This is a genomic window from Streptomyces kanasensis, from assembly GCF_043077165.1.
In the GTDB taxonomy this organism is placed as follows: domain Bacteria; phylum Actinomycetota; class Actinomycetes; order Streptomycetales; family Streptomycetaceae; genus Streptomyces; species Streptomyces changanensis.
This window is the reverse complement of the sequence record NZ_JBIBSF010000004.1, coordinates 149,853-170,946: the sequence shown is the minus strand read 5'-3', so window position 1 is coordinate 170,946 and position 21,094 is coordinate 149,853. Positions and strand designations below refer to the sequence as shown.

Below are 21,094 nucleotides of genomic sequence, written 5' to 3'. Positions count from 1 at the left end.
CCACCCGGCTGTGATGCCACACAGCGCGGCCGGACAGTGATCCGGCGCGGTAAGACCCCCAGCGTTCGCCTCGTACCGCGGCTCACAGAAGAGGCGACACCCTGACTACGCAGGCCATGACTTTCCGAGACCTGGGGATCCTCCCCGAGACCGCCGAGGCCCTGGAGGCCGTCGGCATCGTCAACCCCTTCCCCATCCAGGAGATGACCCTCCCGGTCGCCCTCTCGGGCAGCGACGTCATCGGGCAGGCCAAGACCGGCACCGGCAAGACGCTCGGCTTCGGGCTGCCGCTGCTGGAGCAGGTCACGGTCCCGGCGGACGTCGAGGCGGGCCGCTCCCGGCCCGACCAGCTGACGGACGCTCCGCAGGCCCTGGTCGTCGTCCCGACCCGCGAGCTGTGCACGCAGGTCACCAACGACCTCCTGACCGCCGGCAAGGTCCGCAACGTCCGCGTCCTCGCGATCTACGGCGGCCGCGCCTACGAGCCGCAGGTCGAGGCGCTCAAGAAGGGCGTCGACGTGGTCGTCGGCACCCCCGGACGCCTGCTCGACCTGGCCGGTCAGCGGAAGCTCGACCTCTCCCACATCCGCACCCTCGTGCTGGACGAGGCGGACGAGATGCTCGACCTGGGCTTCCTGCCCGACGTCGAGAAGATCATCAACATGCTGCCGGCGAAGCGCCAGACGATGCTGTTCTCGGCGACCATGCCGGGCGCCGTGATCGGCCTCGCCCGCCGGTACATGTCCCAGCCCACGCACATCAGCGCCACCGCGCCGGACGACGCGGGCGCGACGGTCGCCAACATCAAGCAGCACGTCTTCCGTGCCCACTCGATGGACAAGCCGGAGCTGGTCTCCCGCATCCTGCAGGCCAGGGGCCGCGGGCTCGCGATGATCTTCTGCCGTACGAAGCGCACGGCGGCCGACATCGCCGAGCAGCTGGAGCGGCGCGGCTTCGCGTCCGGCGCCGTCCACGGCGACCTCGGCCAGGGCGCCCGCGAGCAGGCGCTGCGCGCCTTCCGCAACGGCAAGGTCGACGTCCTCGTCTGCACCGACGTCGCCGCGCGCGGCATCGACGTCGAGGGCGTCACGCACGTGATCAACTACCAGTCGCCGGAGGACGAGAAGACGTACCTCCACCGCGTCGGCCGCACGGGCCGCGCCGGCGCGTCCGGTACGGCGATCACGCTGGTCGACTGGGACGACATCCCGCGCTGGCAGCTGATCAACAAGGCGCTGGACCTGAACTTCGGCGACCCGGTCGAGACGTACTCGACCTCCCCGCACCTCTACAGCGAGCTGGACATCCCGGAGGGCACGAAGGGTGTCCTGCCGCGCGGCGAGCGCACCCGGGCCGGGCTGGGCGCGGAGGAGCTGGAGGACCTGGGCGAGCCGGGCGGGCGCAAGCCCCGCGGTGGTCGGCGCCGCGAGGAGGAGCGTTCCGAGCAGCGCCCCGCCCGCACGCCGCGCCAGCGCCGCCGCACCCGTGGCGGGACCTCGCTCGACGAGCCGGCCGCCGCGCAGACGCCCGTCGCGACGACGGACGACACGACGCAGGGCACTGCCGACGGTACGGCTCCGGCCGAGCGCCGCACGCCCCGCCGCCGGCGCCGTACCCGTGCGGGCGCGACGGCCGAGGCCGCCGCGCCGGTGACTCCGGTCGCGCAGGCCCCGGAAGCGGTGGCCCCCGCCGCCACAGTGGAGACGGCCGTCGCTCCGCAGGCCGAGGTCGAGGCGGCCCCGCGCCGCCGCACCCGCAAGGCCGCCGAGGCGAAGGCCGTCGAGACCGTCGCCACCGCCGAGGCCACCGCCCCCGAGGCGGAGGCGGAGGCCAAGCCCCGCCGTCGGACCCGCAAGGCCGCGCAGGCCCCGGAGGCCGTCGAGGCGAAGGCCGCCGAGGCGAAGGCCGTCCAGGCCGTCGCCACCGCTGAAGGCACCGCCCCGGAGGCGGAGGCGGAGGCCAAGCCCCGCCGTCGGACCCGCAAGGCCGCGCAGGCCCCGGAGGCCGCCGAGGCCGTCGAGGCCGGGGCCGAGACGGTGGAGGCCGCGCCGCGTCGTACCCGCAAGGCCGCCGAGGCGAAGGCCGTCGAGACCGTCGCCACCGCTGAGGGCACCGCCCCGGAGGCGGAGGCGGAGGCCAAGCCCCGCCGCCGCACCCGCAAGGCCGCGCAGGCCGCGCAGGCCCCGGAGGCCGCCGAGGCCGTCGAGGCCGTCGAGGCCGGGGCCGAGACGGTGGAGGCCGCGCCGCGTCGTCGTACCCGCAAGGCCGCCGCGTCCGCCGACACCGCGGCAGTACCCGCGCAGGCGACCGAGGCGAAGCCGAGGCGCCGTCGTGCGACCAAGGCGGCCGCAGCGCCCGCCGAGGCCTGATCGACCCGCTGAAGGCCCCGCCACCGCGCCCGGTGGCGGGGCCTTCGCACGTCTGCGCCCGCCGCGGCGGTAGCCTCCGTCCGCGGGGTCGTCGTACGCCGCCGCCCGCCCGCGGTGGCCGGGGCCGGGCAGAAGCAGGCGTTCCGGGCCGCTAGCCTCGTCCCCATGAGCCGGCCGCCCACCTTCGTCCCGCCGCCCTGTGCCCGCGCCCGTGTCCTCGACACCGCCCGCGGCCCGTTCGCCGTGCTGGACGCGGCGCCGCCCGCCGGCCGCGCTCCCGCGGGGACCGCGCTGCTCCTGCCCGGGTACACCGGCAGCAAGGAGGACTTCATCGCCATGCTGGAGCCTCTGACCGCAGCGGGGTACCGGGTCGTGGCCGTGGACGGACGAGGCCAGTACGAGACGTCGGGGCCGAGCGTCCCCGAGGCGTACGCGCAGGTCGAGCTGGCGCGGGACGTGCTGGCGCAGGCGGCGGCCCTCGACGCCGGCGGGCCGGTGCACCTGCTGGGCCACTCGCTCGGCGGGCAGATCGCGCGGGCCGCGGTACTGGCGGACGCGGCGCCGTTCCGCACCCTCACGCTGCTGTCGTCCGGCCCCGCCGAGGTCGCCCCGGAGCAGCGGCAGAAGATCAAGCTGCTGAGTGACGCCCTCGGCGTGATGGACATGGAGCAGGTGTGGCAGGCGATGCGGGCGGTGGACCCGCCCGAGGACGCGGGCGACCCGCGGCGCGGTGACCGCGAGGACCTGCGCCACCGCTGGCTGCTGCACAACCCGGCGCAGCTCGTGGCGACGGGCCGCCAGCTGACCACGGAACCGGACCGGGTCGCGGAGCTCGCCGCGCTGGAGCCGCCGCTGCCGGTGCACGTCGTCTCCGGTGAGCGCGACGACACCTGGCCGGTTCCCCTGTTGGACACGATGGCCGAGCGGCTGGGCGCGCACCGCACGCGGGTCGCCGGCGCCGAGCACTCCCCCAACACCGACCGGCCGGAGGAGACGGCGGCCGCGGTCGCGGCCTTCTGGGACCGGTACTGAGCCCGCCGCGCGGCGCCGCGCGGCGGGCTAGAACCGCGACTGGAGGTGCTGCCAGAAGCCGTCGCGCAGGGCGCGGCGCAGCAGGGCGTGGCCCCGCAGGGAGCGGCTGAGGACGCGCTCGGCCTCCACCAGCAGGTCCTGGTCGACGCCGGCCGGCAGGTAGGGGCGGCCGGGCAGCAGCTCCGCCATCTGCTCGGCGCCGCGTTCGGCGAGCCAGGTCGCGGCGATCTGGGCGCCGACGAAGCGCGCCTCGTCGCGTGACGGCGGCGGCTCGCCCTCGTTCTCGTACGTCGTCACCGGGCGGCGGGTGATGTAGGGGCGGCAGAAGTCGAGGTCGAAGACGCGCTGGCTGTCGACCTCCCACAGCAGTGGCTCCGCCTGGTTGCGGCCCTCGGCGGACTCGATGCCCCACAGGTGGACCCGGGCCCCGTAGCCCTGGGCGGCCTCCACGGCGGAGACGAGGTCCTCGTCGCCGCCGACGAGGGCGGCGTCGCTGATGGCGCGGTGGCGGGCGAGGGACTCCAGGTCGGAGCGGATCAGGGAGTCGACGCCCTTCTGCTGGTTGTTGGCGTTGAGGTTGCCCAGGCGGACCTTGACGTCGGGGAGCTCCGCGATGGACTGCTGCTCGGCGGTGTGGATGCGGCGGCGGGCGCCGTCGTACCAGTAGACGCGCAGGAGCCTGCTGTCGGCGAAGATCGTGCGGGCGGTGTCGATGAAGGCGTCGATGAGTCCTTCGGCGTCGAGGTCGAAGGCGCGTCGGTCCTCGGTGCCCGCGACAAGCAACCCGGCGGAAGCATAGACGTAACCGGCGTCGACGAAGATGGCGTGCGTGGAGGGCGTCTTGGCGACCTCCACCAGCATGCGTCGCAGGAGCTCATTGGTGCGCTCCAGGCGCCGGGCGATGTCCTCGTCGTTCATAGGGGCCTCATTGTCCTGATCGGGCGTTCCCACCGCCAGCCGCTCCTCGTTAGCCGTTCGAAGATTTTCTTTAGTTTAGGGAATGTTTGGGTACTGCACCTGGTTGCAGGTGGTACGAACACACTCCGACGAAGGGAAGAAGCCATGCGCTTCGAGATCATGCGACTCGACGACGTCGACGGCCTCGCCGTGGACAGCACCGTTGTGGACGCCGCCTCCGTCAATCGGATCGTGCAGCACGCCGCGGCCACCGGCCAGCGCGTCTACATCCGCCCGGCCGCCGCCACCGCGTCATGACACGTGCCGCGAGCCGCGGACGACCGCGCCCCCGTACCGACGATCGGTACGGGGGCGCGGCCGTGTCCCGGCCGGTGCCGCTCAGGCGGCCTTGATCACCTGCGTCACGCCGTTGATGATCTGCTGCACCGCGATGGCGGAGAGCATCATGCCGGCGAGCCGGGTCACCAGCACCACACCGCCGTCCTTGATCACCCGGATGATCACCAGCGAGTAGCGCATGGTCAGCCAGAGCACCAGGTGCATCGCACCGATCGCCGCCCACACCGACACCTGGCCGCGGACGCCGTCGGCGTGCTGCACGGCGAGGATCACCGAGACGATCGCACCCGGGCCCGCCAGCAGCGGCATGCCGAGCGGGACGAGGGCGACGTTCACGTCCTTCGTCTGCTGCGGCTCGTCCGTCTTCCCCGTGAGCAGGTCGAGCGCGATGAGCAGCAGCAGCAGACCGCCGGCGATCATCAGCGCGGGCACGGAGACGTGCAGGTAGTCGAGGATCTGCTGGCCGAGGAGGCCGAAGACGGTGATCACGCCGAAGGCGACGGCCACGGCCTGCCAGGCCATGCGGCGCTGCACCTTGGCCGGCCGGCCGGAGGTCAGGGCGAGGAAGATCGGGGTGATCCCCGGGGGGTCCATGATGACGAAGAGGGTCAGGAAGAGGGAGCCGAAGACGGCGACGTCGAACACTGTGAGCCTTGCGAAGAGGTGGTACGGAAGGACGCGCGGCGGAGCCGGGCGGGGCGTCGTGCGGCGGGGCGCCGGACGGCGGAGGTGCGGGGGTGGCGGCAGCCGGGGGTACGGGCGAGCCGGGAGTTACGGGCGTCCGCCCGTGCCGGGCACGGGGAAGGCGCCGGTGGCGCGCCGCGTGATCTCGCCGTAGATCTCCGGGTCGGTGGTGAACTCCCCGAGCCGGCACGTCTTGCGGCTGCCGTGGTAGTCGCTGGAGCCCGTGGTCAGCAGGCCGAGCTCGCGCGCGAGGCCGCGCAGCCGGGCCCGGGCGGGCTCGTCGTGGTCCATGTGGTCGACCTCGACGCCGTCGAGGCCGCCGGCGGCGAGCTCGGCCAGCATGGCGTCGGGCAGGGTCCGGCCGCGCTTGGCGGCGCCCGGGTGCGCGAGGACGGCGACCCCGCCGGCGGCCTTGACCAGGCGCACGGCGGTGAAGGGGTCCAGCTCGTGCTTCTCGACGTGGGCGCGCCCGCCGTCGGCGAGCCAGTCCTGCGTGAACGCGCCGGACACGTCCGGTACGACGCCCAGCTCGACGAGGGCCTCCGCGACGTGCGGGCGGCCGACGGAGCCGTCCCCGGCGATGGCGGCGACCCGCTCCCACGTGACGGGCACGCCCAGGCCGCGGAGCCGGTCGACCATCGCGCGGGCCCGCGGCACCCGGTCGTCGCGCACGAGCTCGCGCTCCCGGGCGAGCTCGGGCTCGTCCGGGTCGAACAGGTAGGCCAGCATGTGCACGCCCATGCCGTCGACGCGGCACGACAGCTCGGCGCCGGTCACCAGGGTGAGCCCCTCGGGCAGCGCGGCCAGGGCCTCGGCGTGGCCCCGCGTGGTGTCGTGGTCGGTCAGCGCGACGACGTCGAGCCCCTGGGCGGCGGCGGCGCGCACGAGTTCGGCGGGGGTGTCCGTACCGTCCGAGGCCGTGGAGTGGGTGTGCAGGTCGATGCGCACGACGCGTGACTCCGGGGCTCGCTGGGACGGGGGGACACCCAAGGATAACGGCCCCGCGCACCCGCCCCGCCCGGCTGTGACGGTGCCCACCAGGGCCCTCGCCCCACCCGGACCGGCAGCCGCCGAACCCGGGGATGCCCGGGTGCGGGACCGCCCTGCCCGGCACGCGCGCAGGTCCGGGGCTCGCCGGACCGCCCCGGCCGCGCTGTCGCCGACGCGGCCGCGCTGCGGCCCCGCGTCGACGGGACCCACCGGCCCGGGGGCACCCGGCCCGGTGGCACCGGACCAGGCTCCACCGGACCGGCGCCGCCCGGGTGTCGGGCCAGCCGGGGACACGCACGGTCCGGGACCCCGAGCACCCGACCGGGACCGGGGCCGGGGACCAGGCGCGGGGACGGGGGACCGGGGGCGGGCGCGGGCCGGAATCCACCCTCTCTGGCGCGCGCCGGGCCGGGGCCCGCCCGTAGCGGAGCCAGCCGGCCCCGGGCCGCCCGAGCTCATGCCCCCGGACCGGGACCACTCGGGTCCGAGCCGCCCGGATCCGGGCCCACCCGGGACCGGGACCACCCAGGTTCAAGACCACCCAGGTCCACGACCACTCAGATGTGCCCGCCTGGGACCGGGACCTCCAGGTCCGGGACCACCCAGGTCCGGGACCACCCAGGTCCGGGACCACCCACGTCCGCGCCACCCGCGTCCGGACGACCAGACCCGGACCAGCCGGCCCGGACCACCCGGACCGGGCCCGGCCACCCGGACCGGGCCTGGCGCGCGGGCGTGCACCGCCGTGGGGGGGGGTGAGTGGGGCCGCCGGCCACGCCTGCGGGGCCGTACGGGCGGGTTCGCGGCCGGGAGCCGCGACCGGCCCGCGGCCCGACCGGCCGCGGGCCGGCCCGGGGTCAGGACAGCAGGCGCGGCGACAGCGCCCCGCACGGCACCATGTCGACCTCGGGGCCCGCCTCGCGCAGGTCGGTGAGGACCAGCTCGTCGTAGAGGAGCAGCCCCGAGTGCTCCGGCCAGGCGATGGCCCACAGCCACAGGCCGCGCGCCTCACCGGCGAAGACGGCGCGCCCCTCGGGCACGTCGCCCACGTGCCACATGGGGGTCAGCCGGCCGCCGGCCAGGACCTTGGCGTGCGGCGCCTTGTCCTGGCACAGGTGCGGTCCCGGGTCGGGGCCCTCCAGGCCGGCGTACCGCGCACCCAGCCCGACGCCGAGCTCCTCGGCGACCAGCAGCAGCTCACCCACGCCGCCGAGCGGCCCGGGGCCCGAGCAGGCGATGGCGGTGGCGCGCCCGCCGCTGCGGTCGTCACCGGCGTGCGCCACGCCCGTGAAGAGCCAGCCGATGGGCAGCGGCCAGGGCATCCAGACGGGCACCTGCGCCCGGTTCACGACGACGTGGAGCGCTTCGAGACTGGGCGGCACCACGGGTTGCAGCGGGTACACCGCGCCGTGCGCGTCGCACTGCCAGCGGTCGGAGAAGAGGCCGGGCGCCCTGACCCTGCCTCCGCACTTCGGGCACGTGGGTTCGCCCCTCATAGGGTTCAACGGTCCTCCCCGACCGTCGCCGCGTCAAGGACGATCACCCGTCCGGTGTGCCGCGGGAGGGGACGGCGGCCGCGCTCAGTCCAGGCGGACCGAGGCACGCAGCGGGTCGCGCAGGTCCGTCTGGGCGCCCAGCCAGCGCTCCTCCAGCGCCTGCGCGCCGTGGACGCGCTTCCAGGCGGCCTCGTTGGGCGTCATCGGCAGCAGGGGCAGGAAGCGGACCGGGTCCATCCCCTCCCCCGGCTCGAGGTCGGGCACCAGACCGCCCGGCTCGGCGACGAGCACCGAGGTGAAGGGCGCTCCCGGCCAGAGCGGCTCCCCGGTGTCCAGCGACGCCCCCGGCGCCACGACGAGGCCCTCGACCTGCGGCGACGCGGCCAGTACCGCCAGCGGGCGGAGCACCTTGTCGGTGTCGGCGAGACCGGCCCGTACGGTCAGGACGAGCTCCGCGCGGGGGCCTTCCACGGGGTCCGCGACCACCGACGTGGGGTCGGTCATGGGGCGCGCCGACATGCCGAGCGTCGCGTACCTGACCACGGGCCTGTCCCCGCCGTTCTCGGTGTCGGTGAAGCGGAGCACCTCGATCCGGTCCGTACCGAGGAAGGTCACGGAAGCCCGCGCGTCGGGTTCCCCGAGCGCCGAGCGCAGCCGCGCCTCGACCAGCGCGAGAACTTTTTCCATGCGGCGAGCATAAGCGGCGTACGGATCGGGCAGGGAAAAGGATTGACCCTCAGTCGGCTGATAGGGTGGGCCGCTGGTCGGGACGGTGCGCCGAGCGCACCTTCCGGTCCCGACGACACGTCATCCCCCACGGGGGACCGGCCGGAGGAGGTGGGGCTGCGGTGGATCGAAGTCGACCGTGCAGTACCAGCCGCTCTTCCGCGCCGCGCGGGCAGCACCCGCCGCGCACCATCCGTGCACGCTCCACCTCCCGTACGCCTTCCCGTACGGGCGTCTGAGGCGTTTCCGCCCGTACTCCGCACGCCGGGCACCGCGCACGACGGAAGAGCACGTCGTCCCTGCCTGTCTGTAGCGAACCGCGAACCGCGAACTCCGTCACGCGTTCCGCGGTGCCGCCCGCTTTGCGGACGTACGCAACGCCACGTCCCCATTCCGGGCTGTGCCACGCCTCGCCGACGGCTTCTTGCGTGAAGGAGCCTGCCATGTCGATGATCCGTGACCTGCGTGCCGTCGTACGCCCGTCGCTGCGCAAGCGCGGCGCCCCCTACCAGCCGTACAACGCGTACGACGCGACCCGCGACCCCTCCGCGTCCACCGCCGTCGTCGACTGCGCGGTGTACCGGGACGGGCGGCGCGTGGAGGAGGAGGGGTGCCTGACGCCCCGGGAGGCGATGCGGCGCGTCCGAGAGGGCGGCGGTTTCGCCTGGATCGGGCTGCACGAGCCGACCGAGGCCGAGTTCGCCGGCATCGCCGCCGAGTTCGGGCTGCACCCGCTGGCGGTGGAGGACGCCGTCCACGCCCACCAGCGGCCGAAGTTGGAGCGGTACGACGACACGTTGTTCACGGTCTTCAAGACGATCCACTACGTGGAGCACGCCGAGCTCACCGCGACCAGCGAGGTCGTGGAGACGGGCGAGGTGATGTGCTTCACCGGGCGGGACTTCGTCATCACCGTCCGGCACGGTGGGCAGGGATCGCTGCGCAACCTCCGCCACCGGCTGGAGTCCGAGCCCGAGTTGCTGGGGAAGGGCCCCTCCGCCGTCCTGCACGCCATCGCCGACCACGTGGTCGACGGGTACATCGCGGTCGCGGACGCCGTCGAGATCGACATCGACCAGATCGAGATCGACGTCTTCTCGCCCCCGGCGAAGGGCGGCACGCGCGGCACCGACACCGGCCGCATCTACCAGCTGAAGCGCGAGGTGCTGGAGTTCAAGCGGGCGGTGACGCCGCTGATGCGGCCCATGCAGCTGCTGAGCGAGCGGCCGATGCGGCTGGTCGACCCGGACATCCAGAAGTACTTCCGGGACGTCGCCGACCACCTGGCCCGGGTGCAGGAGCAGGTGGTGGGCTTCGACGAACTGCTGAACTCGATCCTCCAGGCCAACCTCGCCCAGGCGACGGTCACGCAGAACGAGGACATGCGCAAGATCACGAGCTGGGCGGCGATCATCGCCGTGCCGACGGCGGTGTGCGGCGTGTACGGCATGAACTTCGAGCACATGCCGGAGCTCCAGTGGAAGTACGGCTACCCGATGGTCCTGACGGCCATCATCGGCATCTGCTTCGCCATCCACCGCACGCTCAAGCGCAACGGCTGGCTCTAGCTCCTGTCTTGTGGATCGGGCCGGATCGGGAGCGGTGTCCGGTGCCGTGGATCGCGAGGCGGAGGAGGGAGCCACCGCGGAGCACGGGCGACCGACGACGACGCGGCGAGGCGCGGTGCCGGACGCCGCGAGCCCGGCACGATCCGAAAGATAGGACCCAGGGGCGGACCGCCCCCGCGGGGACGGCCGTGCGGCGCGGGGCCGCCGGGCGTCGGGGCGGGGGGCCGCTGGCTAAGCTGCGGGCATGACTGACGACTCGCTGCTCGGCCACGCCCTCGTCGAGGAGGCCACGAAGAAGTCCGGCCTCATCTGGGTGCGCGGCGAGGGACCCGCGCGGGCCCTGTGGCACGTGTGGCACGACGGCGCCGCGCACGTCGTCGGTGGCGGGCCCGGGGAACAGCCGCTGCCCGACGGCCTCACCGAGGGCGCGACCGTCGAGGTCACCGTGCGCAGCAAGGACAAGGGCGGGCGGGTCGTCGCCTGGACGGCACTGGTGAGCGCGCCGGCGCCCGGTTCCGAGGCGTGGACCGCGGCGGCCGACGAGCTGAAGGGGAAGCGGCTGAACGCCCCGGACGCCGAGACGATGACCGAGCGCTGGGCCCGCGAGTGCCGGCTGCTGCGGCTCACGCCCCGCGAGGCGGTCACCGAGCTGCCGCAGGGCTCGCTCTCGGCGGTACCGCTGCCTACGCCGGCGACCACGCGCCGACCGGTGCCGCCGGCCCTCCCCCGCCTGCTCCTGCGCCGCCGGGGCCGCTGAGGCCCGGCCCCGTACCGCCGGCCCGACAGGCGCCGGAGCCCGCCCTGACCACGCGGCTCGGGCGGCGGCCCCGGCTCGGGCCGGCGCCACCGGGCGGGGCCCCTGCCCGACCGCCGTCAGTCGCTGGTGCGGGGGAGCTGGCGGCCGTAGTCGACGGTGTCCTCCTTGACCGGCTCCTCCAGCGGGAAGTCCCGGTTCCAGTCGGACAGGACCACGACGCCACCGCCCCCGCCGCGGGCGAACTGGAGCGGGAACGGCGTGCCGTCGAGGGCGACGTCGAGTGTGCCGCCCTCGCCGTGCTCGCCGCCCGAGACCTTGATGGTGCGAATCCCGGCGATCTTGTCGCGGTCGCCCTTGTGCACCTCGCCGTGCAGCTCCAGCAGGCCGTCGAGGAGGACGTTCATCTCGGTGAAGCCGCGCAGCCGCTTGTACGAGGGGTCGTCCTGGGGCACCTTGACGTACTTCCCGTCGAGCTTGTCCGCCGCCTCGATGTCGGCCTCGGTGGGCTCGTCGGACCCTTCGGCGTGGCGCCAGAACGCCGCTCCCGCCTTGAGGAAGAGGGCGTCACGGACGCGCAGCAGCTCGAACGTCGACGCCTTGGTCGTGACGGAGCCGGTGGCGCCCGTGCCCTTGAGGCGCATGTTCAACTTGTACGTACCGGACTTGCTGACCAGCGTGCCCGCGAGGCGCACGGACGCGGCGGCCTTCGCCGTCGTGCGCGCCTTGGTCTCGATCTCGTTCGCGGGGAGTCTGCCGACGCCGTTCGTGCCCTCGTCCGGGTCCTCCGCGCAGGAGGTCAGTGCCGCGGCCAGCCCGACGCAGAGTGCGACGGGGAGCGCGGCGCGGCGGGTTCGCCGAGCCGGGGGGAGAGCGGTCACCAGCGCTGCCTCTCGTGTTTCACGTGGGGGGACGGCAGACGGCAGCGTACCGGGGCCCGGTGGCCGGGTCCGCACGGAGCCGTACGGACGCCCTGCCCGGGCGACCCGAACCATGACGAGCTAGCCTGAATCACCGCACCCGCACGGACGTGCGGACGCGGCGTACGCGGTGCGCGTGGTGGACGACCGAGGAAGGGGCGCTGGCATGGCAGGTGGCGCCCCCCGCATCTTCGTCTCGCACCTCGCCGGCGCACCGGTCTTCGACCCCAGCGGCGACCAGGTCGGCCGCGTGCGGGACATCGTCGCCATGCTGCGCGTGGGCCGGCGGCCGCCCCGGGTCCTGGGGCTGGTCGTCGAGGTGATCGGCCGCCGCCGGATCTTCCTGCCGATGACCCGGGTGACGGGGATGGAGTCCGGCCACGTCATCACCACCGGCGTGCTGAACGTCCGCCGCTTCGAACAGCGCCCCACCGAGCGGCTCGTCCTCGGCGAGCTCCTCGACCGCCGGGTCCGGCTGGTCGACGGCGGGGACGAGGTGACCGTCCTCGACGTCGCCATGCGCCAGCTGCCCGCCCGCCGCGACTGGGAGATCGACAAGGTCTTCGTCCGCCGGGGCGGCGGCGGGGCGCTGCGCCGCCGCGGCGAGACGCTGACCGTGGAGTGGTCGGCCGTCACCGGCTTCTCGCTGGAGGAGACCGGGCAGGGCGCCGAGAGCCTGCTCGCCACCTTCGAGCGGATGCGCCCCGCCGACGTCGCCAACGCCCTGCACCACCTGACGCCCAAGCGCCGGGCCGAGGTGGCCGCCGCCCTGCACGACGACCGGCTCGCCGACGTCCTGGAGGAGCTGCCCGAGGACGACCAGGTCGAGATCCTCGGCGAGCTCAAGGCGGAGCGCGCCGCGGACGTGCTGGAGGCGATGGACCCCGACGACGCCGCGGACCTGCTCTCCGAGCTGCCGGAGGAGGAGAAGGAGCGGCTGCTCACCCTGATGCGCCCCGACGACGCGGCGGACGTGCGGCGGCTCATGTCGTACGAGGAGCGCACCGCGGGCGGCCTGATGACGACCGAGCCGATCGTGCTGCGCCCGGACGCCACGGTCGCCGACGCCCTCGCCCGGGTGCGCCAGCAGGACCTCTCCCCCGCCCTGGCGGCGCAGGTGTACGTGTGCCGCCCGCCGGACGAGACGCCCACGGGGAAGTTCCTGGGGACGGTGCACTTCCAGCGGCTGCTGCGGGACCCGCCGTTCACGCTGGTCTCGGCGATCGTCGACACCGACCTGGAGCCGCTGGGGCCGGACACCCCGCTGTCCGCCGTCACCAGCCACCTCGCCGCGTACAACCTGGTCGCCGCGCCGGTCGTCGACGACAGCGGGTCGCTGCTCGGCGCGGTCACCGTCGACGACGTGCTGGACCACCTGCTGCCGGACGACTGGCGCGAGACGGAGTTCGAACCGGACGAGGAACGGGGGGCCGCGCATGGCGCCTGACCGCACCCCGGAGCGGGGCGCCGGCCGCGAGCGCGCCGGGCAGCGCGAGCGGACGGTCCCGCGCGAGCGCCCCGCGCCCCGCACCCGGCTCGACCAGCCGCTGGACCAGCCCCGGGTCCGGCGGCCCCGGCTGCTGCCCGAGTACGACCCGGAGGCGTTCGGGCGGCTGTCGGAGCGGATCGCCCGGTTCCTGGGGACGGGCCGGTTCATCGTGTGGATGACGGTGGCCATCATCACGTGGCTGATCTGGAACGTCACGATGCCGGACCCGCTGCGGTTCGACCCGTACCCGTTCATCTTCCTCACGCTGATGCTGTCGCTCCAGGCGTCGTACGCGGCCCCGCTGATCCTGCTGGCCCAGAACCGGCAGGACGACCGCGACCGGGTCAACCTGGAGCAGGACCGGGCGCAGAACGAGCGGTCGATCGCCGACACCGAGTACCTGACCCGGGAGATCGCGGCGCTGCGGATGGGGCTGGGCGAGGTCGCCACCCGCGACTGGATCCGCTCGGAGCTGGAGGACCTGGTGCGGGAGCTGGAGGAGCGCGGCGCCGCCGCCCCGCGCCCCGCCGCCCCGGGACGTGACGAAGGCGACCGCTGACGGGCTTTCCGGGCGCCGTGGTCAGCGCCGTACCATCGTCCGTATGACGACGGAAGACGCGGTGCGCGAAGCACTGGCGACGGTGAACGACCCCGAGATCCATCGACCGATCACCGATCTCGGCATGGTCAAGTCAGTCGAGATCGGTGCCGACGGCGCGGTGGCGGTGGCCGTGTACCTGACGGTCTCCGGCTGCCCGATGCGAGAGACGATCACGAAGAACGTGAGCGAGGCGGTCTCCCGGGTCGAGGGCGTCACCCGCGTCGACGTGTCGCTGGACGTGATGAGCGACGAACAGCGCAAGGAGCTCGCGGCCGCGCTGCGCGGCACGACCGCCGAGCGGGAGGTGCCGTTCGCCAAGCCCGGCTCGCTGACCCGCGTGTACGCGGTCGCCTCCGGCAAGGGCGGTGTCGGCAAGTCGTCGGTGACCGTGAACCTCGCCGCGGCGATGGCCGCCGACGGGCTGAAGGTCGGCGTCGTGGACGCCGACATCTACGGCCACAGCGTGCCCCGCATGCTGGGCGCCGACGGCCGGCCCACCCAGGTCGAGAACATGATCATGCCGCCGTCCTCCCACGGGGTGAAGGTCATCTCCATCGGCATGTTCACGCCGGGCAACGCCCCGGTCGTGTGGCGCGGCCCGATGCTCCACCGCGCCCTCCAGCAGTTCCTGGCGGACGTGTACTGGGGCGACCTGGACGTGCTGCTGCTGGACCTGCCGCCGGGCACCGGCGACATCGCGATCTCGGTGGCGCAGCTGGTGCCGAACGCCGAGATCCTGGTGGTGACCACCCCGCAGCAGGCCGCGGCCGAGGTCGCCGAGCGGGCCGGTTCGATCGCCGTGCAGACGCACCAGAAGATCGTCGGCGTCGTCGAGAACATGTCGGGCCTGCCCTGCCCGCACTGCGACGAGATGGTCGACGTGTTCGGCACGGGCGGCGGCCAGAAGGTCGCCGACGGCCTGACCAAGACCACCGGCGCGACGGTCCCCGTGCTCGGCTCGATCCCGATCGACGTGCGGCTGCGCGAGGGCGGCGACGAGGGCATGCCGGTCGTCCTGTCCGACCCGGAGTCGCCGGCGGGCGCGGCGCTGCGCGCCATCGCGGGCAAGCTCGGCGGCCGTCAGCGCGGCCTGTCCGGCATGTCGCTGGGGATCACCCCGCGCAACAAGTTCTGACATCCCGGCGGCGCCCCGCCGCCGGGGCGCCCGTGCGCCCGTGACGCGGGGAGGGGCGCCGCTCGTGCCGAGCGGCGCCCCTCCTGCGTGGCGCGTCGTGCGGGCTGCCCGTGCGAGGCGCTGGCCGTGCGGGGCGGTGCCGTGCGGGGTACGTCCTGCGGGGTGCGGGGGGGGTCAGGCGTAGGCGGCGATGTCGGCGATGACGGAGAACCCGAGCCCGTAGGCGCTCATGCCGCGCCCGTACGCGCCGAGGTGGACGCCGGCGGTGGTCGAGCCGGCCAGGACCCAGCCGAACTCGGACTCGCGGTAGTGGAAGGGTCGCGGCACGCCGTCGACGGGCAGCGAGAGCGTCGTCCAGGCGGGCCCGTCGAGGTCGTCGGCGAGCTCGAACGCGGTCTCCGTCTGCTGGTCGAGCCACTCGCTGCGCAGCGCGTGGTCGAGCTGGGCGGGCCAGGTGTAGGCGAGGAGCCCGGAGCCGGCCAGCCAGGCCGCGGAGGACGCCGTGGTGGCGTCCAGGACGCCCGTGCCGTCACCGGAGCGCCGGACGGGGTTGGCGGCGACGGTGACGACCACCGCGAAGCGACCGCGCTCGGGCCCGGCGACCTCGGGTCTCGTCGTCGGTTCCTCGCCGTGGCCCGTGGCACCGTGCTGGACGGTGCCGTCCGCCGCCGTGCCGACCTGCATCAGCCAGCGGGGGCCGGTGAACGCCTCGTCCAGCCCGTACCAGGGGAAGGGGGCCCGCAGGTACCCGTCCACCGTGCGGCGGGCGGCCGGCACCCCCTCGGTCGTGGATGTGGTGCTGGGCGTCGGCTGTGCCTGCGTGCCCACCCGACTCGTCGTCTCCATCTGCCCGGCCGCCTCCTCGATCCGTTCGGACAGATGGAGAGGATATCCATCCGCCCGGGCCTGTTCCGGAAGGCCGGTACTCAGGTGACTCAGGTGGCGTCGACGTCGAAGGGGGGCCGTTCGGCCGTCTCCGGCGTCTCGCGCTTCTTCAGCAGGTCGGGCGTGGCGGCCGCGCCGGCGGCGGGTGCCACGGGTGCGGCGGCGGAGCCCTTGACCGCGTCCGCGACCTCGTCGATCTCCTTGCGGAGGTCGAAGCTGCTGCGCAGCTCGCGGATCTCGCGGAGGTCCCCGTTCTCCGCGAGCTGCTTGCGGAGGAAGGCCTTCGGGTTGAGGTCCTCGAACTCGAAGTCCTTGAACTCCGGACCGAGTTCGCTGCGGATGTCCTGCTTGGCGCTCTCGGAGAAGGCCCGGATCTTCCGGATGAAACCGCTGACGTCCTGGATGAGCTCGGGCAGCTTGTCGGGACCCCAGATGAGCACGGCGAGGATCACCAGCGCCACCACCTCGAGTGCGCCTATGTCACTGAACACCTTGTTGCTCCTCCTCGGGTCTCCGCTGCTCCAAGGTACCCGCTCGGCGGGTGGGGCGGGACTGGCCTCCGGACGTTCAGCCGTTCAGCCGTTCAGTTGTCGGCCGATGAGCCGAGCGTGAGCGTTTTCTCCTGTTCCCGCCCGTTTCGTTCCACGGTGAGGCGGAGCGCGTCGCCTGGCCGGTGGGCGCGGATCTTGACGATGAGCTCCTCGCCGCTGTGCACCCGCTCGCCGTCGACCTCGGTGATGACGTCACCGGGCCGGACGCCCGCTTCGGCGGCGGGACCGCCCGCGGTGACGGAGGCCGTGCCGTCCTGGGCCTTGTCGGCGACGCGGGCGCCGTCGCCGGCGAACTTCATGTCGAGGCTGACGCCGATCACGGGATGCGTGGCCTTGCCGGTGTTGATGAGCTCCTCGGCGACGCGGCGGCCCTGGTTGATCGGGATGGCGAAGCCGAGACCGATCGAACCGGACTGGCCGCCCCCGAGGGCGGAGCCGCTGTCGGCGGCACGGATGGCGCTGTTGACGCCGATGACGCGGGCCTGGGCGTCGAGCAGCGGTCCGCCGGAGTTGCCCGGGTTTATGGGGGCGTCGGTTTGGAGGGCGTCGACGTAGCTGACGTCGCCGCCGCCGCCCTTCTCGCCGCCCGCCGTGATGGGCCTCCCCTTGGCGCTGATGATGCCGGACGTGACCGTGTTCCGGAGGTCGAAGGGGGCCCCGATGGCCACGACGGGGTCGCCGACGCGGACGCCGTCGGAGTCGCCGAGCTGCAGCGGCGCCAGGTTCGACACACCGGTGACGCGGACGACGGCCAGGTCGTAACCGCTGTCTCCGCCGACGAGGGTGGCGCGGGCGGTCTCGCCACCGCTGAAGGTGACGCTGATGTCCCCGGCGCCGTCCGCGGAGTCCACGACGTGGTGGTTGGTGAGGATGTGGCCGCGCCGGTCGAGGACGAAGCCCGTCCCGGTGCCCTGCTCGCCGCCGCCGCTGACGTGGAGGGTGACCACGCTCGGCAGGGCGCGGGCGGCGATGCCGGCGACGCTGTCCGGGGCGCGGTCGCCGGGGGCGGCGCCGGCCTGGGGCAGCTCGACGGGGTTCAGGCCGCCGTTGCGCTCGACGTACGCGCCGACGGCACCGCCGACGACACCGGTGAGCAGGGCGAAGACGAGCGCGCCGGCTAGGGCGAGCCCGCGCCGCGGCCTGCGGCGGGGCCACGCCCCGGTGGGGCTGACGGCCAGGGGCTGCGACGGCGGGGCGGCCGGGCTGCTCCACGGGTCGTACTGCGCCCACTGCCCAGGGGCCGCGGCCGGGGTGGTGGCGTGGGCGTGGGCCGGGGCGGGAGGCGCGGGCGCGGGGGACGGTGCCGGGCCCGTCACGGGGGGCGCGGGCGGCACGGGGCGCTGGACGGGCGGGGCGGGGGCCCACGGGCCGGGCTCGCCGTAGGGCGGCGTCCGGTACTCGTCCGGGGCGTGCAGCGGCCCGGACCGTACGGGCGCGACACCGTCCCCGCCGTCCGCGCCGTCCGCGCGGTCCGCGGGGGAGGCCGTGGGCGGGGCGGGGGCGGGGGTCGCCGGGACGGGGGCGGGAGCCGATGTCTCGTACGGGGCTCCCGGGGCGTCCTGCGGGGCGGTGGCGGTGGGGTGGGTGCCGGTGGTGCCGGTCGCTCCGGGGCCCGCGGGCCCGGGCGCCGCCCCGGAGGCCGTCCCGCCCTCGGTCGCCTCGGTTCCGGGCGCCTGCGCCGCGGGCGTCCCGACCCGGGGCGCTTGGGCGGTGGGCGTCTCGATCCCGGGTGCCTCGCCCGCGGCCGGGGTCGCGGCGGGGACCGGGCCGTCGGAGGTGGCGGGCTCCGCGGCGTGCCCGCCCCTCGCCGGCGCAGCCGGTTCCGCCGTCGCGGCCGGGGTCGTGTCCTCGGGGGCGGCGGTCGGGGATCCCGGTGCCGGGGAGGGGTCCGGCGTGGATGCGGCGGAGAGGGTGGAGCGGCTCCACCACTTCGGCTTCGGCTGCGTCGGCGTCCCGTCGTCCATGCTCTCCCCGCCACTCACGAGTCAGCGCCCCTCGGGCGCCCCGGACCATGGATTCAACCAGGTCCCCCCGGGGCGCCCCTCACGGCACCGGAGGCGCCAGGCGTTTCGGGGAGGGCGGATGGGCGGGGCCCGTCACGCCTATCGGAAACACGCCGTTCGACGCGAACAGCGGGGTCGCCGTGTGGAGGAACGGCGGCGCCGCCGGATGCCGGGCCTGGCCCTGCCCGCCCGGCAGCAGGGTCGTACCGGGACGGTCGACCGAGCGTCCGGCGCCCGCTCCGGCAGCGGCGCGACGGCGGTGGCCCTCGCCCGCCGCGGTCGGCTGACCGGCGGAGGAGGAGCGCAGCGGCGTCACGCTGTTCCCCGAGCCCTCGCCGCGCGCGTCGACGACGGTGGCCGTCGGGACGGCACCGCCCAGAGCGATCGCCGCGAACGACACGGCGCTGGCCGCGGCGAAGGCGAACCTGCGGCCGCGCCACGGGGAGCGCTCGGCCTCCGGCCGGCTGACCTCGTGGATGCGGAAGCCCGAACGGGCCGGGGCGGGGACGTGGTCGTCCGCGGGGACGTAGCCGAAGCCGCCCGGTCGCACCGCGAACAGGCCCGGACCGGAGGAACCCGGCTCCTCGGTGGGCAGCGGCCCGCGCGGGTCGCCACCGAGCCGGTCGACGCCGAGAGGGCCGCCGAACGGCGACCCGCCGTCCGCGCCTCCGGGCAGGCCCTGGAGGCGGGCGAGCAGGCCCGCCGGCGGGGGCGGCGGCGCGGACTCGGCGAAGAGGCTCTTCACCCGGCGCTGGGCGTCGGCCTCGGCACGGCACTTGGCGCAGGTCGCGAGGTGCGCGAGGACGCGCTCGCGGGCGTCGTGGCCCAGCTCCCCGTCGATCAGCGCGGCGAGGCGGTCCCCCAGGTGGTGCTCCGCTGGGGTCGGACGTGTGCCACTCACGCGGCTCCGCCCTCCCCGCCCACGGCGACGAACGCACGCCGATCGGCGACGACGCGCTGCTCGGCCCGCGCTTCCGGGGACCGGTGCTTGAGGGCCTTGCGCAGGTGCGACCGGCCGCGGTGGATGCGGCTGCGCACGGTGCCGAGCTTCACGCCGAGCGTCGCGGCGATCTCCTCGTACGACAGGCCCTCGATGTCGCAGAGCACCACGGCCGCGCGGAACTCCGGCGCGAGCGTGTCCAGCGCCTGCTGGACGTCGGCGTCGAAGTGCGTGTCGTGGAAGACCTGCTGGGGGGAGGGCTCGCGGCTGGGCAGGCGCTCCGCGGCGTCCTCGCCGAGGGCGTCGAAGCGGATGCGCTGCTTGCGCCGCACCATGTCGAGGAAGAGGTTCGTGGTGATGCGGTGCAGCCAGCCCTCGAACGTGCCGGGAGTGTACGTCGACAGGGACCGGAAGACACGGACGAAGACCTCCTGGGTGAGGTCCTCGGCGTCGTGCTGGTTACCGGTCAGGCGGTAGGCGAGGCGGTACACGCGGCCGCTGTGCGTGCTGACGATCTCCTCCCAGCTGGGCGGAGCCCACGCCTGCGATTCCGCATCCGGTGCGAAGGTCGCCGTCGTGGCTGCGGTCTCGGTGGCGGCGCGGGTGCTGTCAGCGGTGTCGGTCACGGATTTCGGCTCACCCGCCGACCTGAGAAGGCGCCGCAACCGCAGCACTCCTCCCCGATCCACAGGCGCAGCCGCACCTCCCCTGTCGGCTCTGGTGGTGTCCAGCGGAGCCCCTACCATAGCCACCTCGCCCGTTAGCTCCGGATAAGAATCTTTACGAACATTTGGGGCCGACTTCGGCCCTTGGTCCTGCCGGCCGTCCCCACCCCTTCCCAACGCCTGGTCCCATCTGCGGGTTCCCGACCACGAGCGGCTACAGTCACCGTTGCCAACTACGGGAACAGGAGAGGGTCATTACCGCCAACCGGCAGACGAGCTGGGCCTTCGCCGACGCCTTCGCCGCCGAGGACGAACCGCTGCGCTGGGCCCGCGACCAGGCCCGGGAGGCAGGGCTGCCGTCGGTGTCCCCCGGCACCGGCGCCGCGCTGCGACTGCTCGCCGCCACGGCGGACGCCAAGGCCGTCGCCGAGATCGGCACCGGGACCGGCGTCTCGGGGATCTACCTGTTGCTCGGCATGCGGCCGGACGGGGTGCTGACCACCGTGGACCCGGAGCCGGAGCGGCAGCAGTTCGCGCGGCAGGCGTTCCGCGCGGCGGGCTTCGCCGGCAACCGGGCGCGGTTCATCCCGGGCCGGGCCCTGGACGTGCTGCCCCGGCTGGCGGACGGCGGCTACGACCTCGTCTTCTGCGACGGCGACCGCACCGAGTACCTGCTGTACCTCGCTGAATCGTTGCGGCTGCTGCGGCCGGGAGGGCTCGTGTGCTTCGAGGGCGTCTTCGCGGACGGCCGCACGGTCGACTCCGGCCTCCAGCCGGCCGAGGTGCTGTCGCTGCGGGAGCTGCTGCGCACGGTGCGGGAGAGCGAGGAGCTGCTGCCCTCGCTGCTGCCGGTGGGCGACGGCCTGCTCTGCGCCGTACGCCGCGGCTGACCGGCGCCCTGCCCCTGACCGCCCCGCCCCCGGCTGACGGCCAAGCCCCGGCTGACGGCCCCGCCCCGCTCCTGGCCGCCCCGCCCCGGCTGACGGCCCCTCGCGCCGCTGACCGTCCCGCGGCCGACCGTCGTACGCC

General features: G+C 74.7%; 20 protein-coding genes. 9 read left to right on the top strand and 11 right to left on the bottom strand.

The window, feature by feature from the left end; translation table 11 throughout:
- Positions 1-116 precede the first annotated feature (116 nt).
- Positions 117-2,369: a DEAD/DEAH box helicase gene (locus ACF053_RS12450; protein ID WP_391953838.1), complete on the top strand. Its 2,253-nt coding sequence runs from the start codon at positions 117-119 to the stop codon at positions 2,367-2,369.
- A gap of 165 nt (positions 2,370-2,534) precedes the next feature.
- Positions 2,535-3,401, top strand: coding sequence for an alpha/beta fold hydrolase (locus ACF053_RS12445; protein WP_391953837.1), 867 nt, complete (start codon positions 2,535-2,537; stop codon positions 3,399-3,401).
- A 27-nt stretch (positions 3,402-3,428) separates the two neighbouring features.
- Here the strand turns inward: ACF053_RS12445 and ACF053_RS12440 are convergent, their stop codons facing one another.
- Entirely contained in the window at positions 3,429-4,319 is an 891-nt protein-coding gene (locus tag ACF053_RS12440; protein WP_391953836.1) for an NYN domain-containing protein, read from the bottom strand.
- Between the two features lie 144 nt (positions 4,320-4,463).
- On the opposite strand from ACF053_RS12440, the gene ACF053_RS12435 reads away from it, so the two are divergent.
- A complete protein-coding gene (locus ACF053_RS12435) occupies positions 4,464-4,616 on the top strand; it encodes a hypothetical protein (RefSeq protein WP_198549254.1) in 153 nt (50 codons plus the stop codon).
- 81 nt (positions 4,617-4,697) lie between these two features.
- On the opposite strand, the gene ACF053_RS12430 is transcribed toward ACF053_RS12435, so the two are convergent.
- The 4 genes from ACF053_RS12430 to ACF053_RS12415 all read right to left on the bottom strand — a co-directional run bounded on the left by ACF053_RS12430 (position 4,698) and on the right by ACF053_RS12415 (position 8,515).
- Positions 4,698-5,303: a MarC family protein gene (locus ACF053_RS12430; RefSeq protein WP_391953835.1), complete on the bottom strand. Its 606-nt coding sequence runs from the start codon at positions 5,301-5,303 to the stop codon at positions 4,698-4,700.
- A gap of 126 nt (positions 5,304-5,429) precedes the next feature.
- Positions 5,430-6,290, bottom strand: a complete 861-nt coding sequence (locus tag ACF053_RS12425) for a PHP domain-containing protein (RefSeq protein ID WP_391953834.1) — start codon at positions 6,288-6,290, stop codon at positions 5,430-5,432.
- An 899-nt stretch (positions 6,291-7,189) separates the two neighbouring features.
- The gene (locus tag ACF053_RS12420; RefSeq protein ID WP_058940631.1) at positions 7,190-7,828 is read right to left on the bottom strand and encodes a DUF6758 family protein; all 639 of its coding nucleotides are present in this window, start codon (positions 7,826-7,828) and stop codon (positions 7,190-7,192) included.
- 84 nt (positions 7,829-7,912) lie between these two features.
- A complete protein-coding gene (locus ACF053_RS12415) occupies positions 7,913-8,515 on the bottom strand; it encodes a suppressor of fused domain protein (protein WP_391953833.1) in 603 nt (200 codons plus the stop codon).
- A gap of 482 nt (positions 8,516-8,997) precedes the next feature.
- Between ACF053_RS12415 and ACF053_RS12410 the strand changes: the two genes are divergently transcribed.
- Positions 8,998-10,122: a magnesium and cobalt transport protein CorA gene (locus tag ACF053_RS12410; RefSeq protein WP_391953832.1), complete on the top strand. Its 1,125-nt coding sequence runs from the start codon at positions 8,998-9,000 to the stop codon at positions 10,120-10,122.
- A gap of 244 nt (positions 10,123-10,366) precedes the next feature.
- Positions 10,367-10,879, top strand: coding sequence for a hypothetical protein (locus ACF053_RS12405; protein ID WP_391953831.1), 513 nt, complete (start codon positions 10,367-10,369; stop codon positions 10,877-10,879).
- A 116-nt stretch (positions 10,880-10,995) separates the two neighbouring features.
- Here ACF053_RS12405 and ACF053_RS12400 read toward each other — a convergent pair whose 3' ends face one another.
- The gene (locus ACF053_RS12400) at positions 10,996-11,757 is read right to left on the bottom strand and encodes a hypothetical protein (protein WP_391953830.1); all 762 of its coding nucleotides are present in this window, start codon (positions 11,755-11,757) and stop codon (positions 10,996-10,998) included.
- 205 nt (positions 11,758-11,962) lie between these two features.
- Here ACF053_RS12400 and ACF053_RS12395 point away from each other — a divergent pair, with 205 nt between their 5' ends.
- Genes ACF053_RS12395 through ACF053_RS12385 form a run of 3 tightly spaced genes read left to right on the top strand, consistent with a single transcriptional unit; the run spans position 11,963 to position 15,021 of the window.
- Positions 11,963-13,243 (top strand): magnesium transporter MgtE N-terminal domain-containing protein, encoded by a 1,281-nt coding sequence (locus ACF053_RS12395; RefSeq protein WP_391953829.1) that lies wholly within the window; start codon positions 11,963-11,965, stop codon positions 13,241-13,243.
- Complete coding sequence (locus tag ACF053_RS12390) at positions 13,233-13,844, top strand: DUF1003 domain-containing protein (protein WP_391953828.1); 612 nt, start codon at positions 13,233-13,235, stop codon at positions 13,842-13,844. Before ACF053_RS12395 ends, ACF053_RS12390 begins: the two co-directional genes overlap by 11 nt.
- Before the next feature lie 43 nt (positions 13,845-13,887).
- Complete coding sequence (locus ACF053_RS12385; RefSeq protein ID WP_391953827.1) at positions 13,888-15,021, top strand: Mrp/NBP35 family ATP-binding protein; 1,134 nt, start codon at positions 13,888-13,890, stop codon at positions 15,019-15,021.
- Positions 15,022-15,195: 174 nt separating this feature from the next.
- Here ACF053_RS12385 and ACF053_RS12380 read toward each other — a convergent pair whose 3' ends face one another.
- From ACF053_RS12380 to sigE, 5 genes are all read right to left on the bottom strand, one after another.
- Positions 15,196-15,867, bottom strand: coding sequence for a hypothetical protein (locus ACF053_RS12380; RefSeq protein ID WP_391953826.1), 672 nt, complete (start codon positions 15,865-15,867; stop codon positions 15,196-15,198).
- Positions 15,868-15,956: 89 nt separating this feature from the next.
- Positions 15,957-16,397, bottom strand: coding sequence for a sec-independent translocase (locus ACF053_RS12375; RefSeq protein ID WP_391953825.1), 441 nt, complete (start codon positions 16,395-16,397; stop codon positions 15,957-15,959).
- A gap of 92 nt (positions 16,398-16,489) precedes the next feature.
- Positions 16,490-18,421: a trypsin-like peptidase domain-containing protein gene (locus ACF053_RS12370; RefSeq protein WP_391953824.1), complete on the bottom strand. Its 1,932-nt coding sequence runs from the start codon at positions 18,419-18,421 to the stop codon at positions 16,490-16,492.
- Positions 18,422-18,500: 79 nt separating this feature from the next.
- The gene (locus tag ACF053_RS12365; protein WP_391953823.1) at positions 18,501-19,361 is read right to left on the bottom strand and encodes a zf-HC2 domain-containing protein; all 861 of its coding nucleotides are present in this window, start codon (positions 19,359-19,361) and stop codon (positions 18,501-18,503) included.
- Complete coding sequence (sigE, locus tag ACF053_RS12360; RefSeq protein ID WP_391953822.1) at positions 19,358-20,146, bottom strand: RNA polymerase sigma factor SigE; 789 nt, start codon at positions 20,144-20,146, stop codon at positions 19,358-19,360. Before sigE ends, ACF053_RS12365 begins: the two co-directional genes overlap by 4 nt.
- A gap of 107 nt (positions 20,147-20,253) precedes the next feature.
- Between sigE and ACF053_RS12355 the strand changes: the two genes are divergently transcribed.
- Positions 20,254-20,955 (top strand): O-methyltransferase, encoded by a 702-nt coding sequence (locus ACF053_RS12355; RefSeq protein WP_079046825.1) that lies wholly within the window; start codon positions 20,254-20,256, stop codon positions 20,953-20,955.
- Positions 20,956-21,094 lie beyond the last annotated feature (139 nt).